Below are 14,513 nucleotides of genomic sequence, written 5' to 3'. Positions count from 1 at the left end.
GTTAGAATTATTTACTCATTAATTAACATTGGAATATCAAATTCTTATGTTGATCAAATAGTAAAAACAATATTTAGATGATGGTATAGAATATGGGAATTTTTGTTGTTGCAACATGCAGTAGAATCTACTATAACAAAACTTATCTTTTTTAAGCGATAACAAGAACATGTCACAAAAGAAAATTTTCATTGTTTCCCAATTGAATATGGTAAAGTTATTCATTATTCAAATACAAATATGAAAAATTATTCAGCGTAAAAAGAGAAAGATTCTTTAATTAATTCATTTGAAACCTTGCAGTCTGTTTTTGTACTTGCAATGGTATCTAAAAGAACAAAATTAATTTCTCCAAAAGTGTTTTTTTTATCAAATTTAAGTAGTTTAATAATTTCATTTATATCATTCTCATCAAACTTGACTTTCCCAAAATACTTTAGTATTTGTGATTTGATTCTTACCAAATCTTCAAAATGTAAATTATGAATCTTGTGTGAAATAAAAGATTCTAAAATCATTCCAATCGCAATAGCTTCACCATGTAAGAGTGTTGTTAAAGAATCACTTTTCAAAAAGTAGGATTCAATTGCATGCCCTAGGGTATGACCGTAATTTAGAATTTTACGGAGTCCTTTTTCTGTAGGGTCTTTGGTAACAATGGTATTTTTAATAATTACAGATTCATGTATTAGAGCTTCCATTTGAGCAGGACTAAGCTCTTCTATATCTTTAAGCTTATTCCAATGAGATTCGCTAAAGATAAGCCCATGTTTCAACATTTCAGCTAATCCGCTTCGCAGTTGAATTTCTGGCAGTGTTTTAAGAAATGAAGAGTTGATGAAAACCATTTCTGGAAGACTAATGACACCTACTTGATTTTTTAAAGCACCTAAATCTACTCCTGTTTTTCCACCAATTGAAGCATCTACCATTGCTAATAAGGAGGTAGGGATATTGATAAAACGTATCCCACGCATAAAAGTTGCTGCAACAAAACCACCGAGATCTGTTACAACTCCGCCACCAATATTTATTAGAAGACTTTTTCTGTCTGCCCCAAGATCAGATAAAGTCTTCCAAACACCCTCACAGGTTTCTAATGTTTTATGAATTTCACCAGCTTCAATTTCAATAATCTCAATAGGTAATTCTGTTTGTAGATTGGCAAGAAAATCTGGCAGACAATGTTGATGTGTATTTTCATCTACCAAAATAAAAATCATAGAATACATCTCATTGGTAATGTGAGCATTAATTTCCTTGTAATCAATTGAATTAAAAAATATTTGGCACCCTTTGGCTTGTATAGTTTCTAGCATCATCGCTTTACAATTAGAGACGGCAAATTAACAAGAAATTCACAAAATATTTATAGAATCTATAATTATATTTGTACATCTTACAGAAGTTTTTGATGGAAAAAATATTTGAGAATACGAAAGTTGCTTTTTCTTTGAAGTCTGATCTTGAATTGAAGAAAGCGCGTTTCATGTTTAAGGTAATTGAGAATCCTACTTTAGTCAAAATAGGTACTTGGTTTACTATGGCAGCTCTTAGGTTTAGACTGCCGGTAAAAGGATTGATCAAAAAAACTATTTTTAAACAGTTTTGTGGAGGTACTAACGAAAAAGAATGTATACCTATTATAGAAAAACTATCCGAAATAGGAGTGACTGCTATCTTAGATTATTCAGTTGAGGCAAAAGAAGAGGAAGCTGATTTTGACGCAGTCATGAATAAAAAAATTACTTTAATTGATTTTGCCAAAAAAAATGAAGGAGTTTCATTTGCTGTAATGAAGCCTACAGCATTAGGTAGGTTTAAAATTTGGCAGAAGATTACTGAAAAAAAACAGCTTACTTCTTCTGAAGAGGCAGAATGGGAGCGTATTGAAAAACGTTTTAATCGCATTTGCAGCCATGCTTTTCAAACAGGCGTTCCAATTCTTATTGATGCTGAAGAAAGTTGGATGCAAAACGCTGCGGATGATTTGGTTGAAAGAATGATGAGGCTTTACAATAAGAAACATACTTGTATATATAATACGATTCAATGTTACAGATGGGATCGGCTTGAGTACGTAAAAGATCTTGAGCGAAAAGCAAGAAAAGATAATTTTAAGATTGGGGTAAAAATAGTTCGTGGAGCTTATATGGAGAAAGAAAATGAGCGCGCTGCAGAAATGCATTACAAGACTCCAATTTGTGAAAGTAAAAAATTTACAGATCGCAATTTTAATGAGGTTTTAATCTATTTGATGGATAGACTTGATATTTTTAGCGTTTTCGTTGGCTCGCATAATGAGCCAAGCACCTATTTAACTTTGGAACTTATGAACCAGAAGAAATTATCAAGAAACCATCATAATATTTGGTTTGGACAGTTGTTTGGTATGAGTGACCAGATTACCTATAATTTATCAAAACAAGGATATAACGTTGCTAAATTATTACCTTTTGGCCCTGTAAAAGAGGTGATTCCTTATCTAATTAGAAGAGCAGAAGAAAACACTTCGGTATCTGGACAAACGGGAAGAGAGTTAAAACTTCTTAATCAAGAATTGGAACGAAGAAAAAAGTAAACACAGAAATATTAATTAACTTTTCGGTAGTACTGTACAGTAGCAATGCTGTCACAATTTTTTATAGAGATTTCCATTTCAGTATTACTGATTTTTCCCTCAATAACGTACGTCTTGCAAGCTTGAGTGTCTGTATTGCTTTTGGAAAAAATTACATCGCCTTCCTTTAGGATAGTGGAAATAGCAGTAGAATCCTTACTAGTTTCTTTTATGTAATCAATTTTTTTACTCCGGATATTTTTAAGAACCCTACAGTTTGGAGAATAACAAAACTCTGTATCCTTACCTTTGAAAATAAAAGTAATAATGACAAGACCAATGGCAAAACCTCCTAAATAAAAACCAACTCGTTTTAATAAGCCCATGTACTTTTAAAAAATAAGAAGATTAATATCGTTATAAGAGAGATCATACCATTCTGCAACAGATTTGCTAGTTAGAATTCCATGATAGAAATAAATACCGCTTCTAAGTCCACGATCAAAACGTAAAGAATTTTCAAGCCCCCCATCCTCTCCAATTTTCAGCAGATACGGAGTGAATATATTGCTAATAGAAACAGATGCTGTTCTTGCATATCTGGAAGGAATATTGGGCACGCAGTAATGAATTACACCATGTTTTTCAAAAGTTGGTTTTCCATGAGAAGTTACTTCACTAGTTTCAATACACCCACCCATATCAATACTTACGTCTATTAAAATAGCTCCATTTTTCATGTTTTCTACCATTGTTTCTGAAATAACGATGGGAGAACGATCTTTACCTCTAATTGCACCAATAAGAACATCACATCTTCTTAAAGATTTTACCAGTGTCTTTGGTTGCAGGGTAGATGTATAAAGCGGCGTTCCAAGATTTATTTGAATTTGTCGCAAACGTGAAATTGAATTGTCAAATACTTTAACTCTGGCTCCCAATCCTAAAGCAGATCTTGCGGCAAATTCACCAACAGTACCTGCTCCTAAAATAACTACTTCTACAGGTGGGACACCTGTGATATTACCAAATAGAAGGCCATTGCCACTTTGAGAATTTGTCATTAATTCAGAAGCAATAAGTATGGATGCCGTACCAGCTATTTCACTTAAAGCACGAACTGCTGGGTAATTTCCATCTTCGTCTTTAATATATTCAAAAGCAATGGCAGTAATTCTTTTCTTGGCTAATTCTTCAAAGTACTTTTTATTTTGTGTTTTAATCTGTAATGCAGATATCAGAATCGTTTTAAAGTTAATCAGTTTGATTTCTTCTGCAGATGGTGGTTCTATTTTTAGAAGAATAGGGCAGGAGAATACTTTTTCTTTGTCGTTTGTAATTTCTGCCCCAGCTTCACTATATTCTTTATCTGAAAAATTAGCGCCTTTACCAGCTTTTGACTCAATTAGAACGCGATGTCCATTTGAAGTTAACGCATTTACTGCATCTGGTGTTAAACATACACGATTCTCTTGGTAAGCAGTCTCTTTTGGAATTCCTATAAAAAGCTCTCCCTTTCTCCGCAAAACTTCGAGCATTTCTTCTTGTGGGAGCAATTGTTGCCGAGTAAATGGCGATAAAGATTCACTCATTTAGATAAGGATATTTAGTGAATGTCTGATAAGCGTTTCTTTCTTTCTTCTTCTCTACGTTTTTTTTCTGCTCTTTCCTTTTCTTTATACTCATCTAGTTCCCTTTCAATCTCTTTAAGATCTATACCATAAACTAGTTTGTCAAAAAGTCTAAGTCTAATCCAATATACAAAAGGTATAATGATCATCATTATAGGAAATAAATAGTAAATTTCTACATCATCTATGATTCCTGTTTCAGTACTAAACGTACCAAAAATCTGAAAGGCATACATGATAATAGGAACAAGAATGATGTGATACCACCAATGTTTATTAGTAAAAAACCAGATCAACAATAAAAGAAAAGGAACTAATTTTTGCATGTAGGTCCACATGGCAATGTAAACGCTATCGTAAAATTGACTTTCATAAGTAAACAAAAAAGTTTCCCAAACCTTAGTGTCTGGGAAACTTTTATAAAAATAAAATATGTATGGTGAAATCGCTATTAATATAACGATTATAGTATCTTTAATTAAAATAGATTTAACCCGCGGCCGATGCTGGACCTTTGATCCTAGACTTTTCAATTCCTTGTTTTCCGTTGTAGAGGTCATCTTCATCTGAAACACTGTTAGGGCTACAAGATACAAATAAAGTGGTTGCTGCAAATGCGAGGGCTAATAAAAATTTTCTGGTATTCATGATGCTTATATTTTTTTTGGTTACCGATGATACAAACGTACACAAAAAAAAAAAGCGTAAATAAAATACTTTTATTGTATCTTTAACGATTTTTTCAAGCACTTCATCGAAAAAATCACGGGTTTAAGATAATTAAAAAATTTTAGAAACCTCTTTTATACAGAGTGATTTTAGTAATTTTAGAGTTATTTTATACTTTAAAGTATACCTAAAAATCAAAATTTTAAACCATTGTTTTATAGTTTAAAAAGAGCCAAAATAGATGATCTAATTATGAGTTTAAATTAATATTTTCTTATTATTATTCTATTCACCAACGTCTGATTTATTTTTTTAGTCTAAAGAATTCAGAAAATTTGGATCATATGCTTGAATATTCGTTAAAAGGTAATTTTTTCCTTCTGAGATAGAATACCTAAAAAGTAATTACTACTAAGTAAGCTGTAAATTACGCTTATTATAAGGTAATTGTTCAAGGGTTACTTTAGTTTCTTTGCCAGACAATAGAGGTTCAATTTTTTCCGGCCATTCTATAAATATCCAAGCATTTTGATCTAAGTATTCGTCAATCCCAAAATCTAAAGCTTCCTCTAGGCTCTGAATTCTATAAAGATCAAAATGAAAAATTTTACTTTCAGAATTTTGATACTCGTTAACTAAACTAAAAGTAGGACTCGTAGCTTCATGCACAACTCCTAATGTCTTTACCAATGCTTTTATTAAAGTTGTTTTTCCAGAACCCATTTGGCCATAGAAAAGAATTGTTTTATGTGCTGTGTTCTCTAAAATAATAGTAGCAATATTATCTAATTGTTCTAAGCTATATTGTAAGGTCATTCTATTTTGGTTCTAATACAACATATGGGATAATCATTTCTTCTAATGAAACTCCTCCATGCTGATAAGTGTTTCTATAGTAGCTTACATAATGATTATAATTATTTGGATATGCAAAAAATAAATCTCCTTTTGCAAAAATGAATGAACTACTCATATTAATAGAGGGTAGTCTTATGTCTTTAGGATTTTTAGCAGCTAAGACATCTTTAGTATCATAGGTAAGGCTTTTACCTGTTTTATACCTAAGATTTAAACTGGTTTCCTTGTCACCCACAACTTTAGACGGGTTTTTCACATTAATAGTACCATGGTCTGTGGTTATTACTAATTTAAATCCCATTTGTTGTGCCTGTTGTATCATATCTAAAAGAGGAGAATTCTTAAACCAACTTTGCGTTAATGATCGGTATGCTTTGTCATTAGAAGCTAATTCCTTCACAACTTCCATTTCAGTTTTTGAATGTGAGAGCATATCTACAAAATTATAGACAATCACGGTAAGGTCATTATTTTTAAGAGATCTGAAATTTTCAGCGAGTCTTTTCCCCGCTTTAAGGCTTGAGATCTTGTGGTATTCCCATTTTAAATCTAGACCAAGTCTTCTTATCTGTTCATTTAAAAAGTCGTCTTCATGTAAATTCTTTCCACCTTCATCAGTATCATTCTTCCAGAATTTTGGATATAATTTTTCCATATCAACGGGCGTTAACCCAGAAAAAATAGCATTTCTTGCATATTGGGTTGCCGTTGGGAGTATACTGTAGTAAGGAACTTCTTTTATTTTTTTATAATAAGTGACTACTGTGCTTTCAAAAGCTTTCCATTGATCATATCTTAAATTGTCAACTACCACAAATAATGTAGGTCTGTCTTTTTCTAATTCAGGCACTAATAGCTCTCTAAATAGCGTGTGTGACATAACGGGGCTTTCTTCTCCATCTTGAAACCATTTTGCGTAGTTTTTGTCCACAAACTTTCCAAATTGGTTATTAGCTTCCGTTTTTTGAGATTCTAGTATCTCAAACATGCCGGAATCTTCTATTTCTTCAAGTTCAAGTTCCCAATAGATTAGTTTTTGATAAAGTTCTGCCCATTCTTCAAAAGAATTCACCATAGCCATGTCCATTGCTATTTTTCTAAACTCCTGTTGATAGTTGGAAGTAGTTTTTTCTGTAATAAGTCTTGAATGATCAAGGCTTTTTTTAAGACTTAATAGAATTTGATTTGGGTTTACGGGCTTGATTAGATAATCTGCTATTTTAGAACCAATAGCCTCATCCATAATGTATTCTTCTTCACTTTTAGTAATCATTACAACAGGAATACTAGGTTGAAGTGCTTTTAATTCTGTTAATGTTTCTAACCCGGTAAGGCCTGGCATATTTTCATCAAGAAAAACAATATCAAAATTAGTTTCTTTAACCATCTCAATAGCTTCTGTTCCGCTTAGGCTTTTAGTTACCTCATAGTTCTTATTTTTAAGGAAAAGAATATGTGGTTTGAGTAATTCAATTTCATCATCTACCCATAGTATTTTAATCTTATTCATATATGTATATTTGCGTACAATTCAAGTAATCCTTTTTAAATTTGAAAGCGACTAATAAATTAAAGATTTTAAACGATCCAATTTACGGATTTATTACCATTCCATCTGCTTTAATCTTTGACCTTATTCAACATCCGTATTTTCAAAGATTACGAAGAATATCACAAATGGGATTGTCCTATTTGGTGTATCCAGGAGCACATCATACTCGTTTTCATCATGCTGTTGGATGTATGTATCTAATGCAACGTACCATCCAGATACTTCGTTCTAAATCAGTTGTGATAACAAGTAAAGAAGAAGAAGGCTTACTGATAGCGATTCTGTTACATGATATTGGTCACGGTCCTTTTTCTCATGCTATGGAACATAGTATTGTAGACAAAGTTAATCATGAAAGTATCTCGTTGCTATTCATGGAAGAACTAAATGAAGAGTTTAACGGAAGTTTAACTACTGCAATCCAAATTTTTAAAGGAGCCTATCCAAAAAATTTTATGAATCAGTTGGTGTCCGGACAATTAGATCTAGATCGAGCAGATTATTTAAAACGAGATAGCTTTTATACTGGAGTAGCAGAAGGTAATATTAATGCGGAACGAATTATTCATATGCTAAATGTACATAATGGTAATTTGATGGTTGAGGAGAAAGGGATTTATTCGGTTGAGAAGTTTCTGGTAGCTCGAAGATTAATGTATTGGCAAGTGTACCTGCACAAAACAGGAATTGCGGCAGAACAGGTGTTAATTAGAATTTTAAAAAGAGCAAAAGAGCTGGTAAGCAACGGAGATAGCCTACATTGTAGTAATCCATTAGCTTATTTTATTTCTCATAAAATAGACTTGAATAGTTTCACTAAAGAAGCACTTGATATTTTTTCTATGCTGGATGATTATGATGTAATGAGCGCAATTAAAGAATGGCAAAATCATGAAGACAGGGTGCTTTCCTTATTGTGTAAGATGATTTTACATAGAAACCTACCAGCGGTAAAGCTCAAAGATAAACCTCCCAGCCAGGAAAAAATGGAAAATTTCATGAAAATAGCCAAAAAGAAATATAAAATTGAAGATCACTTAGTACCTTATGTTGTTTTTCAAGGTGAAATTGAAAATCAGGCGTATAATAAAGAGAATCAGAATATATACATCCTTTTTAAGAATGGAAAAATCAAGGATATTACGGAGGCTTCAGATCAATTAAATATATTAGCACTCTCAAAACCAGTAACCAAATACTACATCTGTTATCCAAAAGAGTAGTCTGATAGTTTTTTTATACTTTTGCGGCAATGAAATTTACAGCAAGTCAAATAGCGGGTATTTTAGAAGGAGACATTATTGGTAATCCAGATGTGGAAGTTTCTAGATTGTCTAAGATTGAAGAAGGAACAGAAGGTTCTTTGACTTTTCTGTCAAATCCTAAATATAAATCATTTATTTACAGCACCAAAGCATCAGTTACAATTGTTAACCAAGATTTTGAGCCAGAAGAATCTATTGCTACCACCTTAATTAAAGTATCAGATGCATATAAATCTTTTTCTAAATTACTGGAATACTACAATCAGGTGAAACTCAATAAAAAGGGTGTGGAACAACCTTCATTCATCTCTAAATCGGCTGTATTAGGAGCGCAAATTTATATAGGGGCATTTACATACGTAGGCGAAAAAGTTCAAATAGGAGATAATGCAAAACTTTACCCAAATGTGTATATTGGTGATAACGTAAATATTGGAAATAATGTCATCATTTTTTCTGGAGCTAAAATATATTCAGAATCAATTATTGGCGATTTTTGTGTAATTCACAGTGGTGCCGTTGTAGGAGCAGATGGTTTTGGTTTTGCGCCAAATGAAAAAGGAGAATTTCAAAAAGTTCCGCAAATTGGAAATGTGATTTTAGAAGATCATGTAGATATTGGTGCAGGAACTACAATTGATAGAGCTACTTTAGGCTCCACAATTATAAGGAGAGGTGTAAAGCTTGATAACCAAATCCAGATAGCTCATAATGTAGAAATTGGAGAAAACACGGTAATCGCAGCACAAACAGGTATAGCAGGGAGCACTAAAATTGGAAAAAACTGCATGATAGGAGGTCAAGTAGGCATTGTAGGTCATATAACTATAGGAGATAGAGTACGAATACAAGCACAATCAGGAATTGGTAGAAGTGTAAAAGACGATGAAGTGTTACAAGGTTCACCAGCTCTAAACTATGGAGATTATAATAAATCATATGTATTATTTAAGAACCTACCACGATTGGTAGATTCAGTTAACAAGATTGAAAAGAAATTATCTGATGATTAGTCAGGAAACAAAACAAAAGACAATTGCAAAAGAAATATCCCTTACAGGGGTAGGTTTGCATACGGGTAAAGAGGTTAAAATGACATTTAAACCCGCCCCAGAAAATCATGGTTTTGCCTTTGCAAGAGTGGATCTGGAAGGCGCCCCTGTAATAGAAGCAGATGCCAACTACGTTATAAATACGCAAAGAGGCACAGTACTTGAAAAGCTCGGGGTAAAAATCCAAACTTGTGAACATGTATTAGCTGCGCTTACTGGAATGGATTTAGATAACGTGTTGATAGAAATGAACGCTTCTGAACCCCCAATCATGGATGGTTCTTCTAAATATTTTGTAGAAGCCATTGAGCAAGCTGGGATTATAGAACAAGAAGCTATTAGGGAAGAATTTGTTATTAAAGACGTTATTTCCTACTCTGATGAGGAGAGCGGAAGTGAAATTACTATTATTCCTTCTGAAGAGTATCAGGTTACTACGATGGTTGATTTTGGAACTAAAGTTTTAGGCACACAAAATGCAACCCTTAAACATATATGTGAATTTAAAGACGAAATATCTAATGCTCGAACCTTTAGTTTCTTGCATGAATTAGAAATGTTGTTGGAACATGGATTGATTAAGGGTGGAGATCTTAATAATGCCATTGTCTATGTAGACAAAGAGTTATCTTCGGAGACAATGGAAAAGCTTAAGATAGCTTTTAAAAAAGATTCTATAGCGATAAAGCCTAATGGAATCTTGGACAATTTAACACTTCATTATCCCAATGAAGCTGCCCGACATAAATTGTTAGATGTTGTAGGAGATCTTGCATTGATAGGCACCAAAATTCGTGGAAAAGTTATAGCTAATAAGCCTGGTCACTTTGTAAATACACAATTTGCAAAAAAACTGGCTAAAATAATTAAGATAGAAAAACGTAACAATGTTCCTAAGTATGATTTGAGTAAGCCTCCTTTAATGGATATTGTAAAAATCATGGAAATTTTACCGCATCGCCCTCCATTTCTTTTAATAGATCAAATTCTTGAACTATCTGATTCTCACGTTGTTGGAATGAAAAATGTCACTATGAATGAGCCCTTCTTTATTGGGCATTTTCCTGGGGCACCCGTAATGCCTGGGGTTATTCAAGTAGAAGCAATGGCACAAACAGGTGGTATTTTAGTATTAAGTACGGTTCCAGACCCCGAGAATTATCTTACGTTCTTTATGAAAATGGATAATGTGAAATTCAAACAAAAGGTTGTGCCTGGGGATACACTTATTTTTAAAGCAGATTTAATCACCCCTATTAGAAGAGGAATTTGTCATATGCAAGCCTATGCCTACGCAAATGACAAATTAGTGGCCGAAGCAGAGTTAATGGCACAGATCGTAAGAAATAAAGATGTAAATTAGATGAATCAACCACTTGCATACGTACATCCAGGAGCAAAAATTGCTAAAAATGTTGTAATAGAACCATTTACAACCATTCATAATAATGTAATTGTTGGAGAAGGCACTTGGATTGGATCTAATGTCACCATTATGGAAGGAGCCAGAATAGGTAAAAATTGTAATATTTTTCCAGGTTCGGTGATTTCGGCACCTCCACAAGATTTAAAATATCAAGGAGAAGATACTACCGCAGAAATTGGAAATAATGTTACTATTAGAGAGTGCGTGACCATTAATAAAGGTACGTCAGATAGAATGAAAACAGTTATTGGAGATAATTGCCTTATCATGGCTTATTGTCATATTGCTCATGACTGTATCATAGGTGCCAACTGTATTTTTTCAAATAACAGTACCCTTGCAGGACATATAACAGTGGGTGATTATGTTGTGTTAGCTGGAATGACAGCAGTGCACCAGTTTTGTTCCATAGGGAATCATGCATTCGTAACAGGCGGTTCTTTGGTTAGAAAAGATGTACCACCATACGTAAAAGGAGCAAGAGAGCCTTTGTCATATGTAGGGATTAATTCCGTTGGTCTTAGAAGAAGAGGTTTTACGTCTGAAAAGATTCGGGAGATACAAAATGTCTATCGTCTTTTGTATCAACGTAATTACAATAATACCCAAGCTATTGAAATAATTGAAGCGGAAATGGAAGCGACTCCCGAAAGAGACGAGATACTTCAATTTATAAGAGATTCACAAAGAGGGATTATGAAAGGATATTTTAGTACAAATTAATTATATATGGCATCCACATCAGATATTAGAAAAGGTTTATGTATTCGTTATAGCAACGATATTTATAAAGTTATTGAGTTTTTACATGTAAAACCTGGTAAAGGTCCTGCTTTTGTAAGGACTAAGTTGAAAAGTGTAACTACTGGAAAAGTATTAGACAATACATTTTCAGCAGGACATAAAATTGAAGATGTTCGGGTTGAAACCCAAACCTATCAATACTTATACCCTGAAGGTGATACATATCATTTTATGAATACAGACGATTACAATCAAATAACCCTTCAAAGAGATACGTTAGATGCTCCAGATTTACTAAAAGAGGGAGAGGTGGTTAAAATTCTTTTTAATACAGAAGATAATATGCCACTTTCTATTGATATGCCTGCTCACGTATACTTAGAAGTTACACATACAGAACCAGGCGTCAAGGGCAATACAGCTACAAACGCAACAAAACCTGCCACTGTAGAAACGGGAGCAAAGATTAATGTTCCTTTATTTATAAATGAAGGTGATAAGATTAAAATAGATACCGAAAAGTGTTCTTACATGGAACGGGTAAAAGAATAAATCAATTAATTAATGAAATTTACTCAAAAACAAACACTTGGCGATATAGCTAGAATTATTGATTGTGAATATGTTGGCAATCCAGACTTTCCGGTTCTTGGAATGAATGAAATACATGTGGTATCGCATGGAGATATTGTTTTTGTAGATCACCCTAAATATTACGAAAAGGCTTTAAATTCTGAGGCAACTATTGTTTTAATTAATAAAAAAGTAGATTGTCCCGAAGGCAAGGCACTTTTAATTTCAGATGATCCTTTTCGGGATTTTAACAAACTGACACTGCATTTTAAACCTTTCCAACCTGCATTGGCAATACAGAATGAATCAGCTAAAATAGGCGAGGGTTCTATGATACAACCGGGAGCATTTATTGGTAATAATGTAACTATAGGAAAGAACTGCCTGATTCATTCAAATGTTGTGATCTATGATGAAACTATTATTGGTGATAACGTTATAATACATGCTGGTACTGTTCTTGGTGCAGATGCTTTTTATTATAAAAACAGGCCAGAAGGATTTGATAAATTACTTTCTGGCGGTCGTGTGATTATTGAAAATGATGTAGAAATAGGGGCTTTATGTACTATTGATAAAGGAGTTACAGGAGATACTACTATAAAAGAAGGTACTAAAATAGATAATCAAGTTCAGGTTGGACACGATACGGTGATAGGAAAAAAATGTCTAATCGCTTCACAGACTGGTATTGCTGGATGTGTAATAATTGAAGATGAGGTAACCTTGTGGGGACAAGTAGGTGTGATTAGCGGAATCACTATTGGAAAAAAGTCTGTTGTATTGGCACAGTCTGGAGTTGGTAAAACTTTGGCAGGAAATAATCGTTATTTTGGATCCCCAGCAGAAGATTTTAGAAAGAAATATAGGGAAATTGCAGCTCTCAAGAATCTGGCAGCAAAGGAAAATCTTAGTTAAAGTAAATATGTTTTTTTCAGAAAATCCCTATAAATAAATGCATCGCTTTGTTGTTCTAATTAAAGATAAAAGATAAATAACAAAGGTAAGTAGTTATTTTTTTGCAAGTATGATCGAAAATTCTAAAGACAGTGTCCCCCTTGTTCCATTACCTTTTAGAATCAAAAAATTAAGAATTATAGAAGGGTTATGAAATCAGTCAACTTGATAACAATACAATAAATATAGAAACCTTTTTAAAATCTAAAGATTAAAAGGGTTGAATTTTAATTATCTATACCTATTTTTGCAACGCTTAAATTTTAAAATATATTTCAATGAGTGTTCTCGTAAATAAGAATTCAAAAATAATAGTTCAAGGTTTTACAGGTAGTGAAGGCACCTTTCATGCGCAGCAGATGATTGAATACGGCACAAACATTGTTGGAGGTGTTACACCTGGTAAAGGTGGGCAGACACATCTAGAAAAGCCTGTTTTTAATACGGTAGCTGAAGCGGTTACAAAAGCGAGTGCAGACACTACTATTATTTTTGTTCCTCCTGCTTTTGCGGCGGATGCTATTATTGAGGCTGCGGAAGCTGGTATTAAAGTAATAATTACGATTACCGAAGGTATTCCAGTAGCGGATATGATTAAAGCATTTGATTATATTAAGGATAAAGAATGTAGGCTTATAGGTCCTAACTGTCCTGGCGTAATAACTCCCGGAGAAGCTAAGGTAGGAATCATGCCTGGTTTTGTGTTTAAGAAAGGAAATGTAGGAATTGTTTCAAAGTCAGGAACACTTACTTATGAAGCAGCAGATCAAGTAGTAAGACAAGGTCTTGGAATTACTACTGCTATAGGGATAGGAGGAGATCCTATTATAGGAACTACCACCAAAGAAGCGGTAGAATTATTAATGAATGATCCGGAGACTGATTGTATAGTTATGATTGGTGAGATAGGAGGTCAGCTGGAAGCAGATGCAGCAAGATGGGTAAAAGAGAATGGTAATAGTAAACCAGTTATTGGTTTTATTGCTGGAGAGACTGCTCCCAAAGGAAGAACTATGGGGCATGCAGGGGCTATTGTAGGTGGAGCAGATGATACTGCAGAAGCAAAAAAGCGAATTATGAAAGAATGTGGTATTCACGTGGTAGATTCACCAGCTGAAATTGGAAAAAAAGTAGTGGAAGTTTTGGCATAAACTTTAGCATAATTATAACAGAAGAATCCCGCTTATGCGGGATTTTTTAATACGCTAAATCAAACAAATGTGTAT

At 33.5% G+C, this 14,513-nt stretch carries 15 protein-coding genes; 8 read left to right on the top strand and 7 right to left on the bottom strand.

Annotation, left to right across the window (positions count from 1 at the left end; translation table 11 throughout):
- Positions 1-248 precede the first annotated feature (248 nt).
- The gene (gene aroB, locus WBG07_RS01375; RefSeq protein ID WP_340198686.1) at positions 249-1,322 is read right to left on the bottom strand and encodes a 3-dehydroquinate synthase; all 1,074 of its coding nucleotides are present in this window, start codon (positions 1,320-1,322) and stop codon (positions 249-251) included.
- Between the two features lie 92 nt (positions 1,323-1,414).
- Between aroB and WBG07_RS01370 the strand changes: the two genes are divergently transcribed.
- Positions 1,415-2,581, top strand: coding sequence for a proline dehydrogenase family protein (locus tag WBG07_RS01370; protein WP_340198685.1), 1,167 nt, complete (start codon positions 1,415-1,417; stop codon positions 2,579-2,581).
- An 11-nt stretch (positions 2,582-2,592) separates the two neighbouring features.
- Here WBG07_RS01370 and WBG07_RS01365 read toward each other — a convergent pair whose 3' ends face one another.
- From WBG07_RS01365 to porX, 6 genes are all read right to left on the bottom strand, one after another.
- On the bottom strand, positions 2,593-2,946 hold the full coding sequence (locus WBG07_RS01365) for a DUF4258 domain-containing protein (RefSeq protein ID WP_340198684.1): 354 nt from the start codon (positions 2,944-2,946) through the stop codon (positions 2,593-2,595).
- Between the two features lie 6 nt (positions 2,947-2,952).
- Positions 2,953-4,152: an alanine dehydrogenase gene (locus tag WBG07_RS01360; protein ID WP_340198683.1), complete on the bottom strand. Its 1,200-nt coding sequence runs from the start codon at positions 4,150-4,152 to the stop codon at positions 2,953-2,955.
- Between the two features lie 14 nt (positions 4,153-4,166).
- Positions 4,167-4,517 carry a hypothetical protein gene (locus WBG07_RS01355; protein WP_340198682.1) on the bottom strand — a complete coding sequence of 117 codons (351 nt, stop codon included), beginning with the start codon at positions 4,515-4,517 and terminating at the stop codon, positions 4,167-4,169.
- Positions 4,518-4,680: 163 nt separating this feature from the next.
- Positions 4,681-4,839, bottom strand: a complete 159-nt coding sequence (locus WBG07_RS01350; RefSeq protein WP_340198681.1) for a hypothetical protein — start codon at positions 4,837-4,839, stop codon at positions 4,681-4,683.
- Between the two features lie 432 nt (positions 4,840-5,271).
- Positions 5,272-5,676, bottom strand: a complete 405-nt coding sequence (tsaE, locus tag WBG07_RS01345) for a tRNA (adenosine(37)-N6)-threonylcarbamoyltransferase complex ATPase subunit type 1 TsaE (RefSeq protein ID WP_340198680.1) — start codon at positions 5,674-5,676, stop codon at positions 5,272-5,274.
- A 1-nt stretch (position 5,677) separates the two neighbouring features.
- Positions 5,678-7,228: a T9SS response regulator signal transducer PorX gene (gene porX, locus WBG07_RS01340; protein ID WP_340198679.1), complete on the bottom strand. Its 1,551-nt coding sequence runs from the start codon at positions 7,226-7,228 to the stop codon at positions 5,678-5,680.
- 41 nt (positions 7,229-7,269) lie between these two features.
- Between porX and WBG07_RS01335 the strand changes: the two genes are divergently transcribed.
- From WBG07_RS01335 to sucD, 7 genes are all read left to right on the top strand, one after another.
- The gene (locus WBG07_RS01335; protein WP_340198678.1) at positions 7,270-8,493 is read left to right on the top strand and encodes an HD domain-containing protein; all 1,224 of its coding nucleotides are present in this window, start codon (positions 7,270-7,272) and stop codon (positions 8,491-8,493) included.
- Between the two features lie 29 nt (positions 8,494-8,522).
- On the top strand, positions 8,523-9,548 hold the full coding sequence (gene lpxD, locus WBG07_RS01330) for a UDP-3-O-(3-hydroxymyristoyl)glucosamine N-acyltransferase (RefSeq protein WP_340198677.1): 1,026 nt from the start codon (positions 8,523-8,525) through the stop codon (positions 9,546-9,548).
- On the top strand, positions 9,541-10,950 hold the full coding sequence (locus WBG07_RS01325) for a bifunctional UDP-3-O-[3-hydroxymyristoyl] N-acetylglucosamine deacetylase/3-hydroxyacyl-ACP dehydratase (RefSeq protein ID WP_340198676.1): 1,410 nt from the start codon (positions 9,541-9,543) through the stop codon (positions 10,948-10,950). The genes lpxD and WBG07_RS01325 overlap by 8 nt, the downstream gene beginning before the upstream one ends.
- Positions 10,951-11,736 carry an acyl-ACP--UDP-N-acetylglucosamine O-acyltransferase gene (gene lpxA / locus WBG07_RS01320; protein WP_340198675.1) on the top strand — a complete coding sequence of 262 codons (786 nt, stop codon included), beginning with the start codon at positions 10,951-10,953 and terminating at the stop codon, positions 11,734-11,736.
- Between the two features lie 6 nt (positions 11,737-11,742).
- A complete protein-coding gene (gene efp / locus WBG07_RS01315) occupies positions 11,743-12,309 on the top strand; it encodes an elongation factor P (protein ID WP_340198674.1) in 567 nt (188 codons plus the stop codon).
- A gap of 12 nt (positions 12,310-12,321) precedes the next feature.
- Entirely contained in the window at positions 12,322-13,248 is a 927-nt protein-coding gene (locus tag WBG07_RS01310; protein ID WP_340198673.1) for a UDP-3-O-(3-hydroxymyristoyl)glucosamine N-acyltransferase, read from the top strand.
- A gap of 317 nt (positions 13,249-13,565) precedes the next feature.
- The gene (sucD, locus tag WBG07_RS01305; RefSeq protein WP_340198672.1) at positions 13,566-14,438 is read left to right on the top strand and encodes a succinate--CoA ligase subunit alpha; all 873 of its coding nucleotides are present in this window, start codon (positions 13,566-13,568) and stop codon (positions 14,436-14,438) included.
- Positions 14,439-14,513: the final 75 nt, after the last annotated feature.

The organism is Ascidiimonas meishanensis (genome assembly GCF_037782385.1).
Classification (GTDB): Bacteria; Bacteroidota; Bacteroidia; order Flavobacteriales; family Flavobacteriaceae; genus Ascidiimonas; species Ascidiimonas meishanensis.
This window is presented reverse-complemented; position numbering and strand designations above follow the sequence as displayed.

Coding starts and splice junctions, on each gene's coding strand:
- aroB (WP_340198686.1), bottom strand. CDS start 1,322: ATGATGCTAGAAACTATACAAGCCAAAGGGTGCCAAATATTTTTTAAT.
- WBG07_RS01370 (WP_340198685.1), top strand. CDS start 1,415: ATGGAAAAAATATTTGAGAATACGAAAGTTGCTTTTTCTTTGAAGTCT.
- WBG07_RS01365 (WP_340198684.1), bottom strand. CDS start 2,946: ATGGGCTTATTAAAACGAGTTGGTTTTTATTTAGGAGGTTTTGCCATT.
- WBG07_RS01360 (WP_340198683.1), bottom strand. CDS start 4,152: ATGAGTGAATCTTTATCGCCATTTACTCGGCAACAATTGCTCCCACAA.
- WBG07_RS01355 (WP_340198682.1), bottom strand. CDS start 4,517: ATGCAAAAATTAGTTCCTTTTCTTTTATTGTTGATCTGGTTTTTTACT.
- WBG07_RS01350 (WP_340198681.1), bottom strand. CDS start 4,839: ATGAATACCAGAAAATTTTTATTAGCCCTCGCATTTGCAGCAACCACT.
- tsaE (WP_340198680.1), bottom strand. CDS start 5,676: ATGACCTTACAATATAGCTTAGAACAATTAGATAATATTGCTACTATT.
- porX (WP_340198679.1), bottom strand. CDS start 7,228: ATGAATAAGATTAAAATACTATGGGTAGATGATGAAATTGAATTACTC.
- lpxD (WP_340198677.1), top strand. CDS start 8,523: ATGAAATTTACAGCAAGTCAAATAGCGGGTATTTTAGAAGGAGACATT.
- WBG07_RS01325 (WP_340198676.1), top strand. CDS start 9,541: ATGATTAGTCAGGAAACAAAACAAAAGACAATTGCAAAAGAAATATCC.
- lpxA (WP_340198675.1), top strand. CDS start 10,951: ATGAATCAACCACTTGCATACGTACATCCAGGAGCAAAAATTGCTAAA.
- efp (WP_340198674.1), top strand. CDS start 11,743: ATGGCATCCACATCAGATATTAGAAAAGGTTTATGTATTCGTTATAGC.
- WBG07_RS01310 (WP_340198673.1), top strand. CDS start 12,322: ATGAAATTTACTCAAAAACAAACACTTGGCGATATAGCTAGAATTATT.
- sucD (WP_340198672.1), top strand. CDS start 13,566: ATGAGTGTTCTCGTAAATAAGAATTCAAAAATAATAGTTCAAGGTTTT.